The organism is Sphingomonas sp. BL-S-28 (assembly GCF_055521515.1).
This window is the reverse complement of record NZ_CM145484.1, coordinates 1,224,873-1,241,619: the sequence shown is the minus strand read 5'-3', so window position 1 is coordinate 1,241,619 and position 16,747 is coordinate 1,224,873. Positions and strand designations below refer to the sequence as shown.

Here is a 16,747-nt window from a genome sequence, read left to right as displayed (position 1 = left end):
CATGGTTACGGCCGAAATCCTCGGCGAAATCGCGAATGCGGACTGGCCGCTGTTCGGCTGGATCGACGATATCCGCGCCCCGCTGGCCGCTGCCCGTGCCGCCGGACTGCCTTGCGCGCTGGCCACGCTGCACCGCGTGGAAGGCAGCGCGCCGCGCGGGCCCGGCGCGCAGATGCTGTTCACCGCATCGGCGGACGGCACGATCGAGGCGAGCGGCTATTTCTCCGGCGACTGCATAGAGGGCGACGTTGCCCACCACGCCGCGCAAGTGCTGGCGGACGGCCATCCGCGCCAGCTTCACTATGGCATGGGCAGCCCGTGGATCGATATCCGCCTGCGCTGCGGCGGCGCGCTTTACGTGATGGTGGAGCGGGTGCCGGCGGACTGCCCGGCCGTCGCCGAACTCCTGCGCCATGGCGCCGAGCGTCGCCCCTGCCGCTGGCACAGCGATGGCACCAGCCGCCGCGTCACGACTGAAGACGGCCCATTGCTGGAAACCACGGCAGAGCCCTTTTCGCTCACCCGCCGTTTCGATCCGCCGCGCCGGCTGATCGTTTCCGGCGGCGACCCCGGCGCTTTGGCGGCAGCGCAATTGGCGGCGCTGGCCCGTTTCGAAACCGTGCTGGTGCGGCCTGACGGACCGCACTCTCCACCGCCCTTCCCGCTCGCCCGTTATATTCGGGCGCAGCCGGCAGACGCGGTGGCCGAACTCGGCATCGATCGCTGGACCGCCTACCTCGGCGCCACGCATGAGGATCATCACGATCTTGGCGGCTGTCTGGCCGCGCTGCGCGGCGGCGCGGCATGGGTGGGCATGATCGGCGCGAAATCGCGGACGGAGGGGCGCATGGCGGCGCTCCGCACGCTGGGCGCCAGCGACGACGAACTGGCGCGGCTGCACCTCTCCCCCGGCGTGATCGGGCTGGGCAAATCGCCGTTCGAAGTCGCCACCGGCATTATCGCCCAGATCATGCAGGCCATGAACCCGGCGGCGGAGCGCGCGTGACCTACGCCGCGCTGGTGCTGGCCGCGGGACGTGCCAGCCGGTTCGGCAGCGACAAGCTTTCGGCCCTGCTCGACGGCGAACCGCTGCTGTTCCACGCCATCCGCGCTGCGCGGGCCGCGCCGGTCTCACGCGTGATCGTGGTGACGAAGCCCGGCATCGATATCGGCGCATGGCCGGGCGAACCGGTGGTGGAGGTGCTGCGGATCGACAGCGCGGCGTTGTCGCAATCGTTGCAGGCCGGGATCGCTGCGGCGGATGGGGCGGAGGGGGTCTTCGTCTTCCTCGGCGACATGCCGCGCGTGCCGCATGGCGTGGCGGCACGGCTGGCGGCGACTATCGGGGACGCCATCGCCGCCCTGCCTCGCTGCGAAGGGCGACCGGGACACCCTGCTCTGCTGTCCGTGCGCCAGTTTCCGGAGATCGCGGCGCTTTCGGGCGATGAAGGCGCCGGACGGCTGCTGAGGTCGCGGGACGATGTGGTGTTCTGCGAGGTAGATGATCCGACTATCCTGCTGGACGTCGATCGGCCCGAGGACTTGCAGGCCCTTCAGAACCAAACGCTGTCCTGACTCGCCGCTCTCAAAATAACCCCGTCCCCCCCGCGAAGGCGGGGGGCCCGCTTTCTTGAGCGGTAGCGCCGCGCGTCAAAGAACAAGCGGGATCCCCGCCTTCGCGGGGATGACGAGGATAGGAGGTCAACCAAATGTATGCGGGTTAGGATAGGCCGCCCATCACGCCCGCCCCGTCTCGCTCGCCAGCAGCGAGGGATCGATCCCCTCCGCCCGCCACGTCGCGCTCCAGCGGGCATCGACCGGGGTGTCGAACAGGATTTCCGGATGCGGATCGGCGGCATACCAGCCGTGATGGCGCATCTCGCCTTCCAACTGCCCCGCGCCCCAACCGGCATAGCCCAGCGCCATCAGCCAGCGGCTGGGCCCGCGCCCTTCGGCAATGGCGCGCAGCACGTCCATGGAGGCGGACAGCGCGCAGAGCGGGTGAACCTGCAAGGTATCCGTGCCGCCCCAATCGGTGGAATGGAGGATGAAGCCGCGCCCCGGCTCCACCGGACCGCCTTCGTGCACTTCGCAATTCGGGGCCTTGCCCGGATCGATATCGAGTTCTTCCAGGATATCGTGGAAGCGAACGCCTTCGCGCAATCGGCCGATGCCGATGCCCAGCGCGCCGTTCTCGTCATGCACGCACATCACGCTTACCGTGCGTTCGAAGCGGGGGTCGAACATGCCGGGCATCGCCAGCAGCAATCTCCCGGCAAGGTATTGTTTCTCGGTCACGCCGCGATTGTAGGCGCTTGGGCCGTAACGGCAATACGCTTGCGCCTTTTCGCGCCGGTCCGAGCGCTCTATGCGGTGGCGAAACCACAGGAGACATTCGATCGTGAGCCTGCTTTTCGAACTGCCCGCAACGCCATCGGTCCCCGTGGTCGGTGAGGAAGCCCGTTATCCCGTACGCCGCATTTTCTGCGTGGGCCGCAACTATGCCGCGCACGCCCGCGAACTGGGCAACGCGGTCGACCGCGAAGCGCCGATCTGGTTCAACAAGGCCCCCGCCGCGCTGTGCAATTCTCCGGCGACAATCCCCTATCCGCCGGGCACGCAGGATTGCCATTACGAGATGGAACTGGTGATCGCGCTGGGTGGCGAAGGCTTCCAAGTCTCCACCGATACGGCGATGAGCCTTGTCTACGGCTATGCCTGCGGGATCGACCTGACCCGCCGCGACCTGCAGAACGCATCGAAGGCCAAGGGCTACCCCTGGGACACCGGCAAGGATTTCGAAAACGCCGCAATCGTCGCCCCGATCACCCGCGCTGCCGATTTCGGCACGCCCGGCACCCAGCGCATCGCGCTCTCGCAGAACGGCACGGTGAAGCAGGACGCACCGCTGGACGAGATGATCTGGTCGATCCCCGAACTGATCGCCGACCTTTCGCGCATGTACCACCTTGCCCCCGGCGACCTGATCTACACAGGCACCCCCGCCGGCGTCGGCCCGATCGCGCCGGGCGACAGGCTGGAAGGCACCGTGGAAGGGCTGGAGCCGCTGGTTCTGGACATCGCGGTAGCCTGATCCCATGCGCAAGACTCTCAAGATTGCCCTGCTGGCGACCGTCTCCTTTGCCACCCCCGCATTGGCCGACGAACCGGCCAATCCCATCCCCTCTGGCCCGATCATCGTCACCGGCCATGGCCTCGACGATGGCCCGGCGACGCCGGCCTACGACGTGCAGATCATCGACCGCGATGCGGTGACCAGCAGCGCCTCGGGCCGGATCGAGGATGTGCTGTCCTCCGTCGCCGGCTTCTCGCAGTTCCGCCGGTCGGACAGCCGCTCCGCCAATCCATCGGCACAGGGCGCAAACTTGCGCGCGCTGGGCGGCAATGCGGCCAGCCGCACACTCGTACTGCTGGACGGCGTGCCGGTGGCCAACCCGTTCTTCGGCTACATCCCCTACAGCGCCATCGCGCCCGAGCGGATCGGCTCCGTGCGCGTGACGCGCGGCGGCGGTTCGGGTGCCTTCGGTTCGGGTGCGGTGGCCGGTACCATCGAGATGAGCAGCGCCGGGCCTGACCAAATCGGCCTGCTGCAAGGCGAAGCACTGGTGGACGACCGAGGCGAGACGCAAGCCTCGCTCACCGCCGCGCCGAAGCTGGGCAGCGGCTTCCTGGTCGCCAGCGTGCAGTGGGACCGGGGCGACGGCTTCTGGACGACGCCGAAGGATCAGCGCGTTGCCGCCTCTGCCCGCGCCGCGTTCGAAACGCTGTCGGGTTCCTTGCGCGCCGTCGCGCCGATTTCCGGCGATGTCGAAGTGCAGGCCGCCGTGCTGGCCTATGACGATTCGCGCACCTTGCGCTTCAAGGGCGCGGATTCGACCTCCGAGGGTCAGCAGGCCTCGCTGCGCTTCGTCGGCCGGGGCAAGTGGCAGTTCGACGTGCTGGGCTATGTGCAGGCGCAGGACTTCTCCAACGTGGTCATCAGTTCGACGAACTACAAAAAGACGCTCGACCAGCACCGCACGCCGACGACCGCCATCGGCGGCAAGGCCGAACTGCGTCCGCCGGTGGGCAGCGATCACGTGATGCGGATCGGCACCGATGTGAAGCTGGCGTCCGGCCACCTGCTGGAACTGCCCTATTCCACCGTCACCGGCCTCGCCACCGCCGTACGCCACGCCGGCGGCGACCAGTCCGACCTTGGCTTCTACGTTCAGGACGACTGGACCATCGGCAATGTCGTGCTCACCGCCGGGGGCCGTGCGGACCGCTGGACGATCCGCAACGGCTTCTACACCTCCGCCACGCCGGGCACCGGCGCGGTGACGCAGGATGCCAGCTATGCCAATCGCTCCGGCTGGGAAGGCAATGCGCGCGGCGGCATCGTGTGGAAGGCCAGCCAAGCGATCAGCCTGCGCGCCGCTGCCTACACCGGGATGCGCCTGCCGACGCTGAACGAACTCTATCGGCCCTATGTGGTCTTCCCGGTGACGACCAATGCCAACCCGAACCTCAAGCCCGAACGCCTGCGCGGGTATGAGGCAGGGATCGACGTCACGCCGATTGCACCGCTGACGCTCTCGCTCACCGCCTTCGACAACCGGCTGAAGGACGCCATCGCCAACGTCACCGTGGCCACCAATGTCCAGCAGCGCCAGAACGTCGATGCCATCCGTGCGAAAGGCATCGAGGCGAGCGCCGCCCTCGATCTGGGCACGGTCAAGCTCGACGGATCGCTGGCATGGACCGATTCCAAAGTTGAGGCGGAAGGTCTGGCGCTGGACGGGATGCGCCCGGCGCAAGTACCCAAGCTCTCCGCCACCGCGACGCTGGCGTGGCTGCCGCGCGAGGGCTGGCGCTTTGCCGCGACGGTCAGCCATACCGGCGCACAGTTCGAGGACGATCTGGAGCAATACGTGCTGCCCGCTGCGACGACGCTGGACGCCTATGTACAAGTGCCGGTCGCCGGCCCCGTCTCTCTGGCGCTGCGCGGCGAGAATCTGACCGACGAGACGATCGTCACGCGCAATCAGGCCGGGTCGATGGACCTTGGCGTGCCGCGCACGGTCTGGGCCGGTGTAAAGGTCATGCTCTGATGCAGATCGCCGTCCTCTCCGACATCCACGGCAACTTGCGCGCGCTGGATGCGGTGCTGGCGGATGCGGAGCGGCGCGGGATCGGGCGGATCGTCAATCTGGGCGACATTCTCAGCGGCCCGCTCGATCCGGCGGGCACGGCGGACCGGCTGATGGCGCTCGGCCTCGAAACCATTCGCGGCAATCATGAGCGGCAACTGCTGGATCTACCGCCCGAGCGGATGGGGCTTTCCGACGCCGCCACGATCGGCCGGCTGGAACCGCGCCACCTTACGTGGCTGGCCGCCCTGCCCGAGACCTTGTGGCTGGAGAGCGATCTCTACGCCTGCCACGGTTCGCCGGACTCGGACCTCGAATATCTGCTGGAAACGGTCGAGCCCGACGGGTGCCGCCCGGCGCGGGAGGAGGAAGTGGCCGCGCGGCTTGGCGATATCCGCGCGCCGATGATCCTTTGCGGTCATACCCATCAGCCGCGCCATGTGCAGCTCGGCGACGGGCGGCAGGTGGTCAATCCCGGCTCGGTCGGCCTGCCCGCCTATGCCGACGACCATCCTTTCCCGCATGTGATGGAGACCGGCGCGCCGCACGCGCGCTACGCCGTGATCGAGCGCGGGGCGGAAGGCTGGAGCGCCGAACTGATCGCCGTCACCTATGACTGGCAGGCCGCCGCCGCCGATGCCGCCGCCGCCGGACGCGACGACTGGGCCCGCGCGCTTGCCACCGGCTTCGCATGACCGTGGACAGCTTGTTGTTGCCGCACTGGAATCCCGCCCGCACCATGGTTAAGGAAAGCCGATGGCGCGCCTGACCCTTAACGACCACCCGGTCGAGATCCGCATGGATCCGCAGACACCGCTGCTCTGGGCCCTGCGTGAAGGCGCTAATCTTACCGGCACCAAGTATGGCTGCGGCACCGGCGATTGCGGGGCCTGCACGGTGATGGTCGATGGCGCCGCGCTGCGATCCTGCCTCGTCACCTTGGGCGAGTGCGAAGGGCGCTTCGTCACCACGATCGAAGGGCTGTCGCAGGATCGCTCGCACCCGGTGCAGCAGGCCATGGTGGCCGAGCAGGCGATCCAGTGCGGGTTCTGCACGCCGGGCATCGTCCTTTCCGCCGCCGCGCTGCTGGCGCGCAATGCCAACCCGAGCGAGGCAGAGATCGGCGCCGCCATTCCGAACCTCTGCCGCTGCGGCGTGCAGCCGCGCCTGCTTGCCGCCGTGCAACGCGCCGGGCGGGTGCTGCGGCGAGAGGAAACCATCAGCGCCGCCCCTGCCCCCGGCATCGCCCCGCAGGATGCGGCACGGGCGGTTCCGGCGCTGAATCCGAATCCATCCGGTTCCAATCCATCAGGCCGGGAACCCGCAGCGGGTCTGACCGCTTCACCTGAATAAAGAGGACAAGGCCATGAAGGCGACCATCTGGCACAACCCCAAGTGCGGCACATCGCGCAATACGCTTGCCGCGCTGGAGGAAGCGCCCGGCGTGGAGGTTACCGTGATCGAATACCTCAAGACCCCGCCCAGCGCCGAAAAGCTGGCGCAGCTTTATAAGGATGCGGGAATCACGCCGCAGCAGGGCCTCCGCATGCGCGGCACCGACGCGGCGGAGCGCGGGCTTCCCGATGCGGACGATGCCACGGTTCTGGCCGCGATGGCCGCAGAGCCGATCCTGATCGAACGCCCGCTGGTTGAGACGGACAAGGGCGTGCGCCTGTGCCGTCCGATGGAAAAGGTCCACGAGATTTTGTAATCGCTCTGCAACATTGCGCAGCGGCTTGCTTGCAATGTGCACCTTGATCTGCCACGCCTTCGCCCTTCGCAGGACGACAACAACGCGAGAGTCTTCGCCAGCATGACCAGTACCGAGCTTGCCCGAGAGGCGCTCCCCCAGCGAATCAAGCGAAAGATCAAGCACAGCCTCGGACCCTGGGGCGTGTTCATCGAGGGGTTCCTGCGCAACCCGGTGATGGTCGGTTCGATCGTCCCCTCGTCGCGCTTCACGATCAATCGCATGTTGGCGCCCGTCGATTGGGCGAGCACCAAGCTTTTCGTCGAATACGGCCCCGGCGTCGGCACCTTCTGCCGCCCGGTGCTGGATCGCCTGGGCCGCGACGGACAGCTGATCGTGATCGACACGAACCCGCTGTTCATCGACTATCTGCGCCGCACGATCACCGACAGCCGCTTCATCGCGGTGCTCGGTTCGGCCGCCGACGTGGAAGAGATCGTGCGCGCGCACGGGCATGAGAAGGCGGACTATGTGCTTTCGGGCCTGCCCTTCTCCACCCTTCCCGACGGTGTCGGCCCGGCCATCGCCGCCGCCACCTACCGCGTGATCCGCAAGGGCGGCGCGTTCCTGGTCTACCAGTTCACGCCCAAGGCCAAGAGCTTCATGGCCCGCCACTTCAAGCGGATCGACGATGCGATCGAGCCGATCAACGTCCCCCCCTGCTTCATGTGGTGGGGCTGGAAGGACGAGGACTGAAAAGTCCCGCCATCGGCAAAACAAAAAGGCCGGCGCGAGTAGCGTCGGCCTTTTTCGTTTGTAGGTCGGAGCCGGAAACTTCGCCCGTATCGTCATTGCGGGCGTAGCGAAGCAATGACGAACTACGATTCAGGCCGATGCCATAAGCCCGTCACTCGAACGGGCTGGTCAGCGTTTCCGCCGATGCGCCGGAAAGCTGGCGGTGGACCTGCCCGATCACCGCCACGAAGTAGAGCGCCATGATCGCGGCCAGCATCGATTCGATCACCGCGCCGATCAGCCCGGCAATGTGCTTCGGCGCCAGCAGCCCGATCGGCAGCGTGACGACATTGGCCAGGATCATCAGCGCCATCATTGCCAGGAACAGCAGCGCATAGAAGCCGAAGATCCGCGCCGTATGCCCGTGCGTCAGCCGCCAGGAACGCACCAGCGCACCGATCGGATTGCGCAGCTTGTCCACCGCGATCACCGGCCCCACCAGCGAGAGTCGCACGCCCACCGGGATCACCAGGAACAGGCCCACGGCAAGGCCGATCACCGCCCCCACCATGCCGCCCGCCGCTGCGAACAGGGTCGCCGCCGCAAGGCCGATGGTCATCAGCCCGAAGCCCATCAGGATCTGCGCGAGGAGGTAAGCCAGCAGACCCTTGAGACCATTGCCGATCGCTTCTCCCACGGTGGGGCGGCGGTCGGTATCCAGCACGCTCAGCAACGACAGCGTGCCCAGCGCCTGACACAGCGCCACGGGAATCATCACCGGCAGAATCGAGGCGTAATAGGCGCTCACCGCGTCCATCACTTGTTTCTCGCTCAGCCCCGTGCCCATTTCCGGGGCCGGGAAGAAGAAGGTGAAGATCAGCTGCGGCAGCAGGAAAAAGACCCCCGCGATGGCGAGAACCACTTCCTTGTTGGCGGAAACCGCGCGGCTTGCCTCGTTCCAGGCCCGATTGCTGTCGAACGTCATTGCTGCTCCTGGCACCGCCATGAAGGGGCGGTCAACTCAAAGTGGCTTGATAACCGCAGGGAATGACGCCACGCAACGCAACATGACTTTCCCTACGACTTTGGCCGGTGATATCGAACTGCGCATCAGCAGCGAACCGGTCCCCTACCGCGCCGCCCTTGAGGAAATGACCGCCCGCAACGCCGCCATCGCCGCGGGCGAGGCGCGCGAGTTGATCTGGCTGCTGGAACACCCGCCCGTCTACACCGCCGGTACCAGTGCCGATCTGACCGAACTGCTCGATCCGCGCTTCGAAGTGGTCGAGGCCGGGCGCGGCGGGCGCTACACCTACCACGGCCCCGGCCAGCGCATCGGCTATGTCCTGCTGGACCTCCGCAAGCGCGCGCGCGACGCGCGCGGCTTCGTCCATGGCCTCGAAGGCTGGGTGATGGACACGCTGAAGGACTTCGGCGTGGACAGCTTCCGCAGCGAAGGCCGCATCGGCATCTGGACCAAGGATGTGGACGGTCGCGAGGCAAAGATCGGCGCGATCGGCGTGCGCATCCGCAAGTGGGTGACGATGCACGGCTTTTCGGTGAACATTCACCCGGATCTGGGGCATTTCACCGGCATCGTGCCTTGCGGGATCGACGAATTCGGCGTCACCAGCCTGAAGCGGCTGGGCCACGATACCGACTATGCCCGCTGGGACGAGGCGCTGCTGACCCATGCCGATGCCTTCCTGTCCGCACTGGACCGCCCCTGCCCGCCCGTAACGCCCCCGGAGACTTCTGCATGAGCCTGCCGTTCCGCCCCGCTGTCGCGCTGCTGCCTGCTCTGGCAGTGCTGGCCCTTGCAGGCTGCAACAAGCAGGAGCCGACGAACAACAAGGCCGCCGCCGGTGCCGCGCTGCTGCCCCGTTCGGTGAGCGACGACATGCCGCCTTACGACAGCGTGCGTTCGCAGAACGACCATGCCGCGCCGGAGGCCGATCTGCCTTCGCGGCGTGACAGCGCGCGCGGCTCTGCCAGTCAGGCAGCAGTCGATGCCGATGCGGACGCTGCGGCGGCAGCGGCCGCCGATGTCGAGGAAGCCGCAGGAACCGCCCCGGTCAAGCCGGACGGAGAATAACGCTCCGCTTGGCATCCTCGCCAAGGGGACCGGGAGTGGGCCCACCGCCGGGGTTTCGTTCGAGAGGCGCGTGGCCCGGAACCGCCGCGTTTTGGGCCAGAGCGTGGCGTGCCAGCGTGTTCTGCGCCAGCGCCAGATCGGCGCGATCCACCATGCGGCCGGCGACCGCCAGCGAACCGAGATGCGGGCTGGCGGCGAAGGCGGCAACCACCTCGCGCGCGTCGTCCAGTTCATCCGCCCCTAGCGCGAAGGCCCGGTTGATCACCGCGACTTGCGCCGGGTGGACGGCGAACATGCCGGTGAAACCTTCGGCCCGCGCGCGCAGTGCGGCGCGTTCCAGCCCGACTTCATCCTCGAAATGATCGAACGGTGCTTCCACCGCGCGGATGCCGCCGGCATGGGCGGTGAGCAGGACCTGTGCGCGCACGAAGCTGCAGGGATCGCCCCAAGCGCCCTGCCCGTCGCGGCGGAGCCGAACGCCCAGCGCCGCACTCAGTCCGCCCGCACCCCATGCCAGCCCGTCCAGCCGCTGGTGCGCCGATTCGAGATAGCGGGGAATCTGCAGGGCGGCAGTGGCCGTTTCCCCCGCGACCGGCATGATCCGCGTGGCCCCGGCGACGATGCCGTTGCGTTCCTCATGATTGTAAATCTCGCTGGCGAGTTCGCGCACCGCGTCCGGCCCGGTCGCCCTCGGCAGGATCACCCCTTCCGGCGCGGAGGGCATGACGGCGGCCAGATCGTCGCGCCACAGGCCCGATTCGAAGCTGTTGATCCGCACCCAGCGCGCGCTGCGCCGGGCACCGCCCGCCGCGCGGCTGGCAGCCAGCCACTGCCCGGCCAGCCGGCAGCCGATCTCCCGCCCTTCGCGGGGGATGGTGTCCGACAGGTCCACCACCACGACATCGGCCCCGACGCCCTGCGTCATGGCCAGTCGCTTCTCGTTGTTGCCGGGTACGATCAGCCAGGATCGATACTTCATCGCGCGCCCTCTTCCTTGCTTTCCGGCAAGCCTAGGGGGCGAGCGATTAAGAAAATGCTGTGCGGAGCCGGGCACGACGGTGAAAATGCGTTCACGGGGGAGCGGCACACCGGCAGCACCAAGAGCCGCCACAAGCCACTACCCGTCATCCCCGCGACGGCGGGGATCCCGCTTCCTCATCCAACGGTAGAGCTGTGGCGGTAGGTGACGGAACCTCGCCGCACCTACCGCTTGACCGTTCTCAGAGCGCCTTTTCGTAGACCGCGTATTCGCGGTTGATCTTGCTGTCGATGGCGTCGGCGATGGCGACCATCCCCTGGTTGTCGTCCAGAATCCAGCCGATCTCCCCGCGCTTGGCGCCGAACTTGGCGGTGGCGGAGCGGCGGATGTATTCGATCATCATGAAGGCCAGCTGGCTGGCGAGGCGCGAGGATTGCAGCTTCTTGCGCACGCCCATCAGCGGCACGCGCATGTCCGCCGGGTTCGGCTTGCGCAGCCACAGCAGCAGCTTGATCAGGCCGAACAGGCCCGGCTTGCCCTTGGGCCCGTTGAACCGCTTCTGCGCCTGGTTGAGATCGGGCCAGGTCATCATGAAGGCCACCGGCTCGCCCTCATACTCGGCGATGCGGATCAGGCTGGGGTGGACCAGCGGCTTCAGCGCCTTGCCGGTATATTCGATTTCCTTTTCGGTGAAGGGCACGAAGCCCCAGTTGTCCGACCAGGCATCGTTCAGGATGTCACAGATCAGTGCCGCTTCCTCGTCGAACCGCTTGGGATCGACTTCGCGGATGCGGATCTTGGCATTCTTCTCGCCAGACGAGACGATGCGCTGAACCAGTGGCGGGAACTGCTTCGTAACGTCGAGATCGTAGGTGTAGAGCGTCTTCACGCGATCGTACCCGGCGCCTTCGATCCACGGCTGGTAGGCCGAATCGTGGTGCGCCATCATCACCATCGGCGCGTGGTCGAAACCGCGCACCTGCAGGCCCGGCTCTTCCCAGACGGACAGGTTCATCGGCGCCAGCACGCGCGTCATGCCCTGCCCGCGCAGCCAGTCCTCGGCCGTGGCGATCAGCGCCTTGGCGACGTCCTCGTCCTCCGCCTCGATCGCGCCCCAGTTGCCGGTGCCCGGGCCCATGCCCTGCTCCAGCGGCTGTTTCAGCGCCAGTTCATCGATATGCGCGGATATGCGGCCGACAACCTCACCCCCGCGCTTGGCCAGGAAAAGCTGGCCGCGCGCGTGATCCCAGAACGGGTTCTTGCCCGGGGTGAACTTGGAAATCTCCTCCGAGCGGAGGTTGGGGACCCAGTTTGGATCTGACGCCCCATTTTGATCTAACGCATAGTGCCGATAAGCGTAATCGACAAAGGCAGCGCGGTCGGCCTTGCTGGAAACGGGTGTGATGACTAGTTCGGCTTTGGCCACGATCCTGCCTTTGTTCCGCATTATGGGGAAAATCAGGATCGCGACCTGCGGCCGCACCCGCCACCTTGTCAAGCGGATGCAAGCGCAGGCACTCGCAAAACCCGTACCCGGCCGGATTTATGCCCGGAGACTATGGAACCAGACGTATGATTGCCCAGGATGCCACCACCCTGTCCCCCGCTGCACCACGTGACGTGGCCGGACACGTGCGCTCGTCCGAAATCCCCGACGACAAGGAGATGCTGCGCGCCGCCGTCGAGCTGACGCGCGACATCGCCAAGGCCCGTCCGGAAATCTATTGGCCCGACATGCTGGCCTCCACCGTGGTCGGCTATGCCGCGCTGGCGGGCGCCATTCTGGCGAGCAATCCGTGGGTCGCCGTGGCCTGTGGCCTGCTTTCGGCGCTCACCCTCTACCGCGCACTGCTGTTCATTCACGAGTTGACGCACATCCACCGCGATGCGCTGCCCGGCTTCCGCTTCGCGTGGAACCTGCTGGTGGGCATCCCGATGCTGATCCCCTCGCTGATGTACGAGGGCGTGCACACGATCCACCACACCCGCACCCGCTACGGCACCGTGGAGGATCCCGAATACCTGCCGCTGGCGCTGATGAAGCCGTGGAGCCTGCCGGTCTTCGCGCTCACCGCGATCCTGCTGCCGGTGGCGCTGCTGATCCGTTCCGCCGTGCTGGTGCCGCTGGGCGTGATTGTGCCGCCGCTGCGCAAGCTGGTGTGGGAACGCGCCTCCGCCCTCGCCATCAACCCGCAGTTCGGCCGCCGCCCGCCCGAGGGCAAGTTCGCCCGCATGGTGTTCTGGCAGGAACTGGGCTGCTCGGTCTGGGCGATCGCCGTACTTGCCGCCAGCTACACCTACGGCTGGCGCCCGCTGCTCATCGCAATCTGCGTGATGTCGCTCACCGCCTTCCTCAATCAGGTCCGCACGCTGGTCGCGCACCTTTGGGAGAACGATGGCGATCCCATGACCGTCACCGCGCAGTACCTCGATTCGGTGAACGTGCCGCCGCCGGCGAAGTATTCCGAACTCTGGGCGCCGGTGGGCCTGCGTTACCACGCGCTGCATCACCTGCTGCCCTCGATGCCCTATCACTCGCTGGCAGAGGCGCACCGCCGTCTGGCCAAGCAGTTCGGTTCGGGATCGACTTATTCCAAGGCGAACTACCCCGGCCTGATGCCGCTGCTGGAACGGCTCGCCAAGAGCACCATGCAGGCGCACTGATCGGCGCTGGATATGAAAAAGGCCTCGCGGAATGCGGGGCCTTTTTTGTTTAGGGGAAGGAAGAGAGACGTCCTGGGGGATGATCCCCCAGACCCTCGGAATGTCTTCGTCGCGCCCTGTCTATCCCTAGTGCGCTCCTTGCGGTGCAGCTATCGGATCCCATGGGCGCGCGGCGCTGTTAGCCTGCTCGACCTTCTACTCTTCCGTCCGTATCAGCACCGTCTCACCGATCAGCGCAAAGAGCATGAAAGGCGCCCAGGCTGCGATCAGCGGCGGGTAGCCCCCGAAATTGCCCATGGCCAAGGCGGCATTGTCGATCACGAAATAGGCGAAGCCCAGCGCCATGCCGATGACCGCACGGATCAGCAATTGGCCGGACCGGGCAAGGCCGAACGCGGTCACCGCGCCCAGCAGCGGCATCAGCACGGAGGAGAACGGCCCGGAAAGCTTGTGCCACCATGCGGCCTCAAGCTCGCTGGTGCGCCGGCCGGCGATCTTCATCGCCTCTATCGAGCGGGTCAGTTCGATGATGTTCTGCGAATCGGCATCGACCTTGGAAATCAGAATCTTCGCCGGCGTAATCCCCGGCGCCAGAGTGACGGAGGCGACGCGGGTTACCGTCGTGCGCGGCACATCGAAAACCGTGGGATTCTCAAAGCGCCAGCCCGGATTGGCGAAAGTCGCCCGGTCGGCGCGGACCATCTCGGTAATGATCCCCGCATCGTCGCGGCGGTAGAAGGTGATGTTGTGCAGCACCATGCCGTTGTCCGGCCCATCGATGCTGCCCGCCATCATCAGGTCGCGCCCATCGGCCAGATAGAGGTTGGCCCTTGCCCCCGGATCCTTCGGGATCGGCCCGTATTTCACGCCCTGCCATGCGTTCAGCATCGCGGTGGAGCGCGTCACCACGCGTTCGTTGAAAGCCAGGCTGCCCGTCGAAATGATGAAAGCGGCCAGAATCAGCGGCGCCAGCACCTGATGCGCGGAAAGTCCCGCCGCCTTCATCGAGATGACTTCGCTGTTCTGGTTCAGCGTGGCCAAGGTGATGATCGTCGCCAGCAGCACCGAATAAGGCAGGAAGCGCGCCACCAACTGCGGCACGCGCAGGGTGACGTAGTAGAACAGCTGCGCCTGACCATTGCCGGGATAGGCCAGGATGTCCCCGCTCTCGCCCAGCAGGTCCAGCACCTGAAGCACCAGCACCAGCATCAGCAGCACCGCGAAAATGCGGGTGACGAACAGGCGCGCAAGGTACCAGGTCAGTGTGCGCGAAGGGAAAAATTCCATCTGCATCCCAGGTCAGGCCCCGCTTTCCGAGGCGGGTTCGGGCAGGATCGGGCCTTGCCGGTGGCGCTTGAGCAGCGACTTGAGCCGCTTGATGACGATGTCCGAACCCTTTTCGAGCCAGCCCAGCGGCTGCCCGCCCGGTACGTAGGCAACGCGCCAGTACATCCACACGATCAGTGCGGCAAACAGCGCAAACGGGCCCCACAGGCCGATGATCGGGTTCATCTTGCCCAGCGAGGCAACGTCGGCCGCGTACTGGTTGACCTTGTGATAGGCCACCACCATCACGATCGAGACGAACAAGCCGAGCGCCGAAGTCGATCGCTTGGGCGGGATCGCCAGCGCCACCGCCAGCAAAGGCAGCAGCAGCATCATGATCACTTCGACCATGCGATAGTTGAAGTTGGCCTGGCTGGAGACGCGCTCTTCCTTCGGAAGGCTGTTGTTCCAGCCCAGCTTCATCAGTTCGGGCAGCAGGTATTCGCGATCCTGCCCGCCGCGCTGGCGGAACTTTTCCACCTGCGGCAGCTCGATCGGCAGATCATGCCGCGTGAAAGTCAGCACGCGCGGGTCCTTGCCCGGCATGTCCTGGATGATCTGGCCGTTGTCCAGCCGCAGGATGATCGTATCGGGCGCGCCCTTCAGCGCCAGGAACTGCCCCTCGCGCGCGGAGATCGACAGCACCTGTCCCTTGTCGTTGGCAACGCGCGCGAAGATGCCGTTCAGCCGGCGGCCGTCGTCGCGGCTTTGATCGATGCGCAGGGCGATGCGATCCTTCAGCGCGGTGAACTCTCCCACCTTGATCGAGGCGCCCAGCGCACCCGACTTCAGCTCGTAGTTGAGTTCCTCGTAATAATAGCGCGCCAGCGGCTGCAGATAGCCGACGATGGCGAAGTTCACGCCTGCCAGCAGGATCGCCAGAATATAAGGCACGCGCAGCAGGCGCGTGTAGCTGAGCCCGACGGCGCGCATCACGTCCAGTTCGCTGGACGTGGCCAGCTTGCGGAAGGCCAGCAGGATGCCCAGCATCAGCCCCAGCGGAATCGCCAGGCTGGCATATTCGGGCAGCAGATTCGCCAGCATCTTGAAGACGACGCCGATCGGGCCGCCCTCCGTCGCGACGAAGTCGAACAGCCGCAGCATCTTGTCGAGCACGAGCAGAGAGGCCGCCAGCAGGAAGATGCCAAGCATGGGCATCACCACCAGGCGGAGGATGTATCGATCGATGGCGCTGAGGAATTTCACGCTGAAGGGTTCACCGGAATGTCGTCACAAAACCGTGCATCTGAGGCCCTTAAACGCTTGCCGCAGGTGGGCAAAGCGAATTGTCCACGATGATGTGAAGAACGCGGCGGCGCGAGACCCCGAAGCGGCGGAAGGCGGCACCCGCGCGCCGGGCGGAGAACACGCGGAACGGCGCCGGACGGCGGTTTGCTGACTTCCGCCAAGTCACGGCAATTGCTGGATTTCACCGTTAAACGGGATCGTTTCACGATTGCGCATGGAGGCCAAGTCTCGAACAGCGGCCGGCGAATTGGCCGATCTCGCAAATCGCAGGCGGCACTCCCCTTCCCCCTTTTTGTGAACATGGGTCCCCCGCCATGCTGCCCGACCACTTCGATACCCGCGTCTTCTTCATGGCCGATGACATCCTGCGCGCCGATGCCTTGGGCTTCGCGCAGGACCTGGAACGCTTCGCGCAGCGCGCCGAAGCGGCCGAACGCGCGCAGGCAGGCATCATCGTGCTGGAGGCGCTGGTGGTGTTCGGCGAAGCGGGACGGCGCATCGACGAGGCCGGCTGGACCCTGCTCTCCACCGCCATCGCCGCATCGGTGCGCAAGGGTGAGGAAGAGAACGCGGCGCGGCTGCTGATCCCCCACGGTGCGCTGGCGATCATCGATACGCTGTCGCCCACGGCTGAAAGCGTCCGGATCGTGAAGCAAGACGCGGCGATCGATTCGGAAGCCGTCGCGCGGTCGCGCTGCGCAGCCATCGTGGCCGCCCTGTTCCGAGCGTTGTCGCAGCACTTCGAGGACGAGGTTGTTCCAACCGATGACGTGGAGCCGGAACACGCCGAAGAGCCTGCGGAGGGGACCGCCGGCTAGGCCGTAATCGCGGGTATCGCGCAAAGGGGCCTCAGCCGA

18 protein-coding genes are annotated in these 16,747 nt (G+C 66.3%); 12 read left to right on the top strand and 6 right to left on the bottom strand.

The genetic code is table 11. The features are described 5' to 3' along the window. Position 1: 1 nt before the first annotated feature. A complete protein-coding gene (locus ACZ1JC_RS14655; protein WP_465136160.1) occupies positions 2-1,006 on the top strand; it encodes an XdhC family protein in 1,005 nt (334 codons plus the stop codon). Beyond that, a complete protein-coding gene (locus tag ACZ1JC_RS14650) occupies positions 1,003-1,575 on the top strand; it encodes a nucleotidyltransferase family protein (protein ID WP_465136161.1) in 573 nt (190 codons plus the stop codon). The genes ACZ1JC_RS14655 and ACZ1JC_RS14650 overlap by 4 nt, the downstream gene beginning before the upstream one ends. Positions 1,576-1,737: 162 nt before the next feature. Here the strand turns inward: ACZ1JC_RS14650 and ACZ1JC_RS14645 are convergent, their stop codons facing one another. Continuing rightward, positions 1,738-2,247, bottom strand: a complete 510-nt coding sequence (locus tag ACZ1JC_RS14645) for a YqgE/AlgH family protein (RefSeq protein WP_465138590.1) — start codon at positions 2,245-2,247, stop codon at positions 1,738-1,740. 154 nt (positions 2,248-2,401) lie between these two features. Here ACZ1JC_RS14645 and ACZ1JC_RS14640 point away from each other — a divergent pair, with 154 nt between their 5' ends. From ACZ1JC_RS14640 to ACZ1JC_RS14615, 6 genes are all read left to right on the top strand, one after another. Further along, positions 2,402-3,094, top strand: coding sequence for a fumarylacetoacetate hydrolase family protein (locus ACZ1JC_RS14640; RefSeq protein WP_465136162.1), 693 nt, complete (start codon positions 2,402-2,404; stop codon positions 3,092-3,094). A gap of 4 nt (positions 3,095-3,098) precedes the next feature. Then, positions 3,099-5,114, top strand: coding sequence for a TonB-dependent receptor (locus ACZ1JC_RS14635; RefSeq protein ID WP_465136163.1), 2,016 nt, complete (start codon positions 3,099-3,101; stop codon positions 5,112-5,114). Then, on the top strand, positions 5,114-5,848 hold the full coding sequence (locus ACZ1JC_RS14630) for a metallophosphoesterase family protein (RefSeq protein ID WP_465136164.1): 735 nt from the start codon (positions 5,114-5,116) through the stop codon (positions 5,846-5,848). The genes ACZ1JC_RS14635 and ACZ1JC_RS14630 overlap by 1 nt, the downstream gene beginning before the upstream one ends. A 61-nt stretch (positions 5,849-5,909) precedes the next feature. Further along, on the top strand, positions 5,910-6,506 hold the full coding sequence (locus ACZ1JC_RS14625; protein WP_465136165.1) for a (2Fe-2S)-binding protein: 597 nt from the start codon (positions 5,910-5,912) through the stop codon (positions 6,504-6,506). 13 nt (positions 6,507-6,519) lie between these two features. Beyond that, positions 6,520-6,864, top strand: a complete 345-nt coding sequence (arsC, locus tag ACZ1JC_RS14620; RefSeq protein WP_465136166.1) for an arsenate reductase (glutaredoxin) — start codon at positions 6,520-6,522, stop codon at positions 6,862-6,864. Between the two features lie 102 nt (positions 6,865-6,966). Then, positions 6,967-7,599 (top strand): class I SAM-dependent methyltransferase, encoded by a 633-nt coding sequence (locus tag ACZ1JC_RS14615; RefSeq protein ID WP_465136167.1) that lies wholly within the window; start codon positions 6,967-6,969, stop codon positions 7,597-7,599. 151 nt (positions 7,600-7,750) lie between these two features. On the opposite strand, the gene ACZ1JC_RS14610 is transcribed toward ACZ1JC_RS14615, so the two are convergent. Continuing rightward, positions 7,751-8,563 (bottom strand): DUF7847 domain-containing protein, encoded by an 813-nt coding sequence (locus tag ACZ1JC_RS14610; RefSeq protein ID WP_465136168.1) that lies wholly within the window; start codon positions 8,561-8,563, stop codon positions 7,751-7,753. Positions 8,564-8,645: 82 nt separating this feature from the next. On the opposite strand from ACZ1JC_RS14610, the gene lipB reads away from it, so the two are divergent. Both lipB and ACZ1JC_RS14600 read left to right on the top strand, forming a co-directional pair. After that, positions 8,646-9,341, top strand: a complete 696-nt coding sequence (gene lipB, locus ACZ1JC_RS14605; RefSeq protein WP_465136169.1) for a lipoyl(octanoyl) transferase LipB — start codon at positions 8,646-8,648, stop codon at positions 9,339-9,341. After that, positions 9,338-9,673: a hypothetical protein gene (locus tag ACZ1JC_RS14600; protein WP_465136170.1), complete on the top strand. Its 336-nt coding sequence runs from the start codon at positions 9,338-9,340 to the stop codon at positions 9,671-9,673. The genes lipB and ACZ1JC_RS14600 overlap by 4 nt, the downstream gene beginning before the upstream one ends. Here the strand turns inward: ACZ1JC_RS14600 and ACZ1JC_RS14595 are convergent. Both ACZ1JC_RS14595 and ACZ1JC_RS14590 read right to left on the bottom strand, forming a co-directional pair. Next, entirely contained in the window at positions 9,654-10,652 is a 999-nt protein-coding gene (locus tag ACZ1JC_RS14595) for an HpcH/HpaI aldolase/citrate lyase family protein (RefSeq protein WP_465136171.1), read from the bottom strand. The two genes, ACZ1JC_RS14600 and ACZ1JC_RS14595, sit on opposite strands and share 20 nt — an antisense overlap. A gap of 241 nt (positions 10,653-10,893) precedes the next feature. Continuing rightward, positions 10,894-12,078, bottom strand: a complete 1,185-nt coding sequence (locus ACZ1JC_RS14590) for a GNAT family protein (protein WP_465136172.1) — start codon at positions 12,076-12,078, stop codon at positions 10,894-10,896. Between the two features lie 146 nt (positions 12,079-12,224). On the opposite strand from ACZ1JC_RS14590, the gene ACZ1JC_RS14585 reads away from it, so the two are divergent. Further along, entirely contained in the window at positions 12,225-13,316 is a 1,092-nt protein-coding gene (locus ACZ1JC_RS14585) for a fatty acid desaturase family protein (protein ID WP_465136173.1), read from the top strand. 195 nt (positions 13,317-13,511) lie between these two features. On the opposite strand, the gene lptG is transcribed toward ACZ1JC_RS14585, so the two are convergent. After that, entirely contained in the window at positions 13,512-14,609 is a 1,098-nt protein-coding gene (gene lptG / locus ACZ1JC_RS14580; protein WP_465136174.1) for an LPS export ABC transporter permease LptG, read from the bottom strand. Positions 14,610-14,615: 6 nt separating this feature from the next. Further along, positions 14,616-15,848, bottom strand: a complete 1,233-nt coding sequence (lptF, locus tag ACZ1JC_RS14575; RefSeq protein ID WP_465136175.1) for an LPS export ABC transporter permease LptF — start codon at positions 15,846-15,848, stop codon at positions 14,616-14,618. A 356-nt stretch (positions 15,849-16,204) separates the two neighbouring features. Between lptF and ACZ1JC_RS14570 the strand changes: the two genes are divergently transcribed. After that, positions 16,205-16,708: a hypothetical protein gene (locus tag ACZ1JC_RS14570; protein ID WP_465136176.1), complete on the top strand. Its 504-nt coding sequence runs from the start codon at positions 16,205-16,207 to the stop codon at positions 16,706-16,708. Positions 16,709-16,747: the final 39 nt, after the last annotated feature.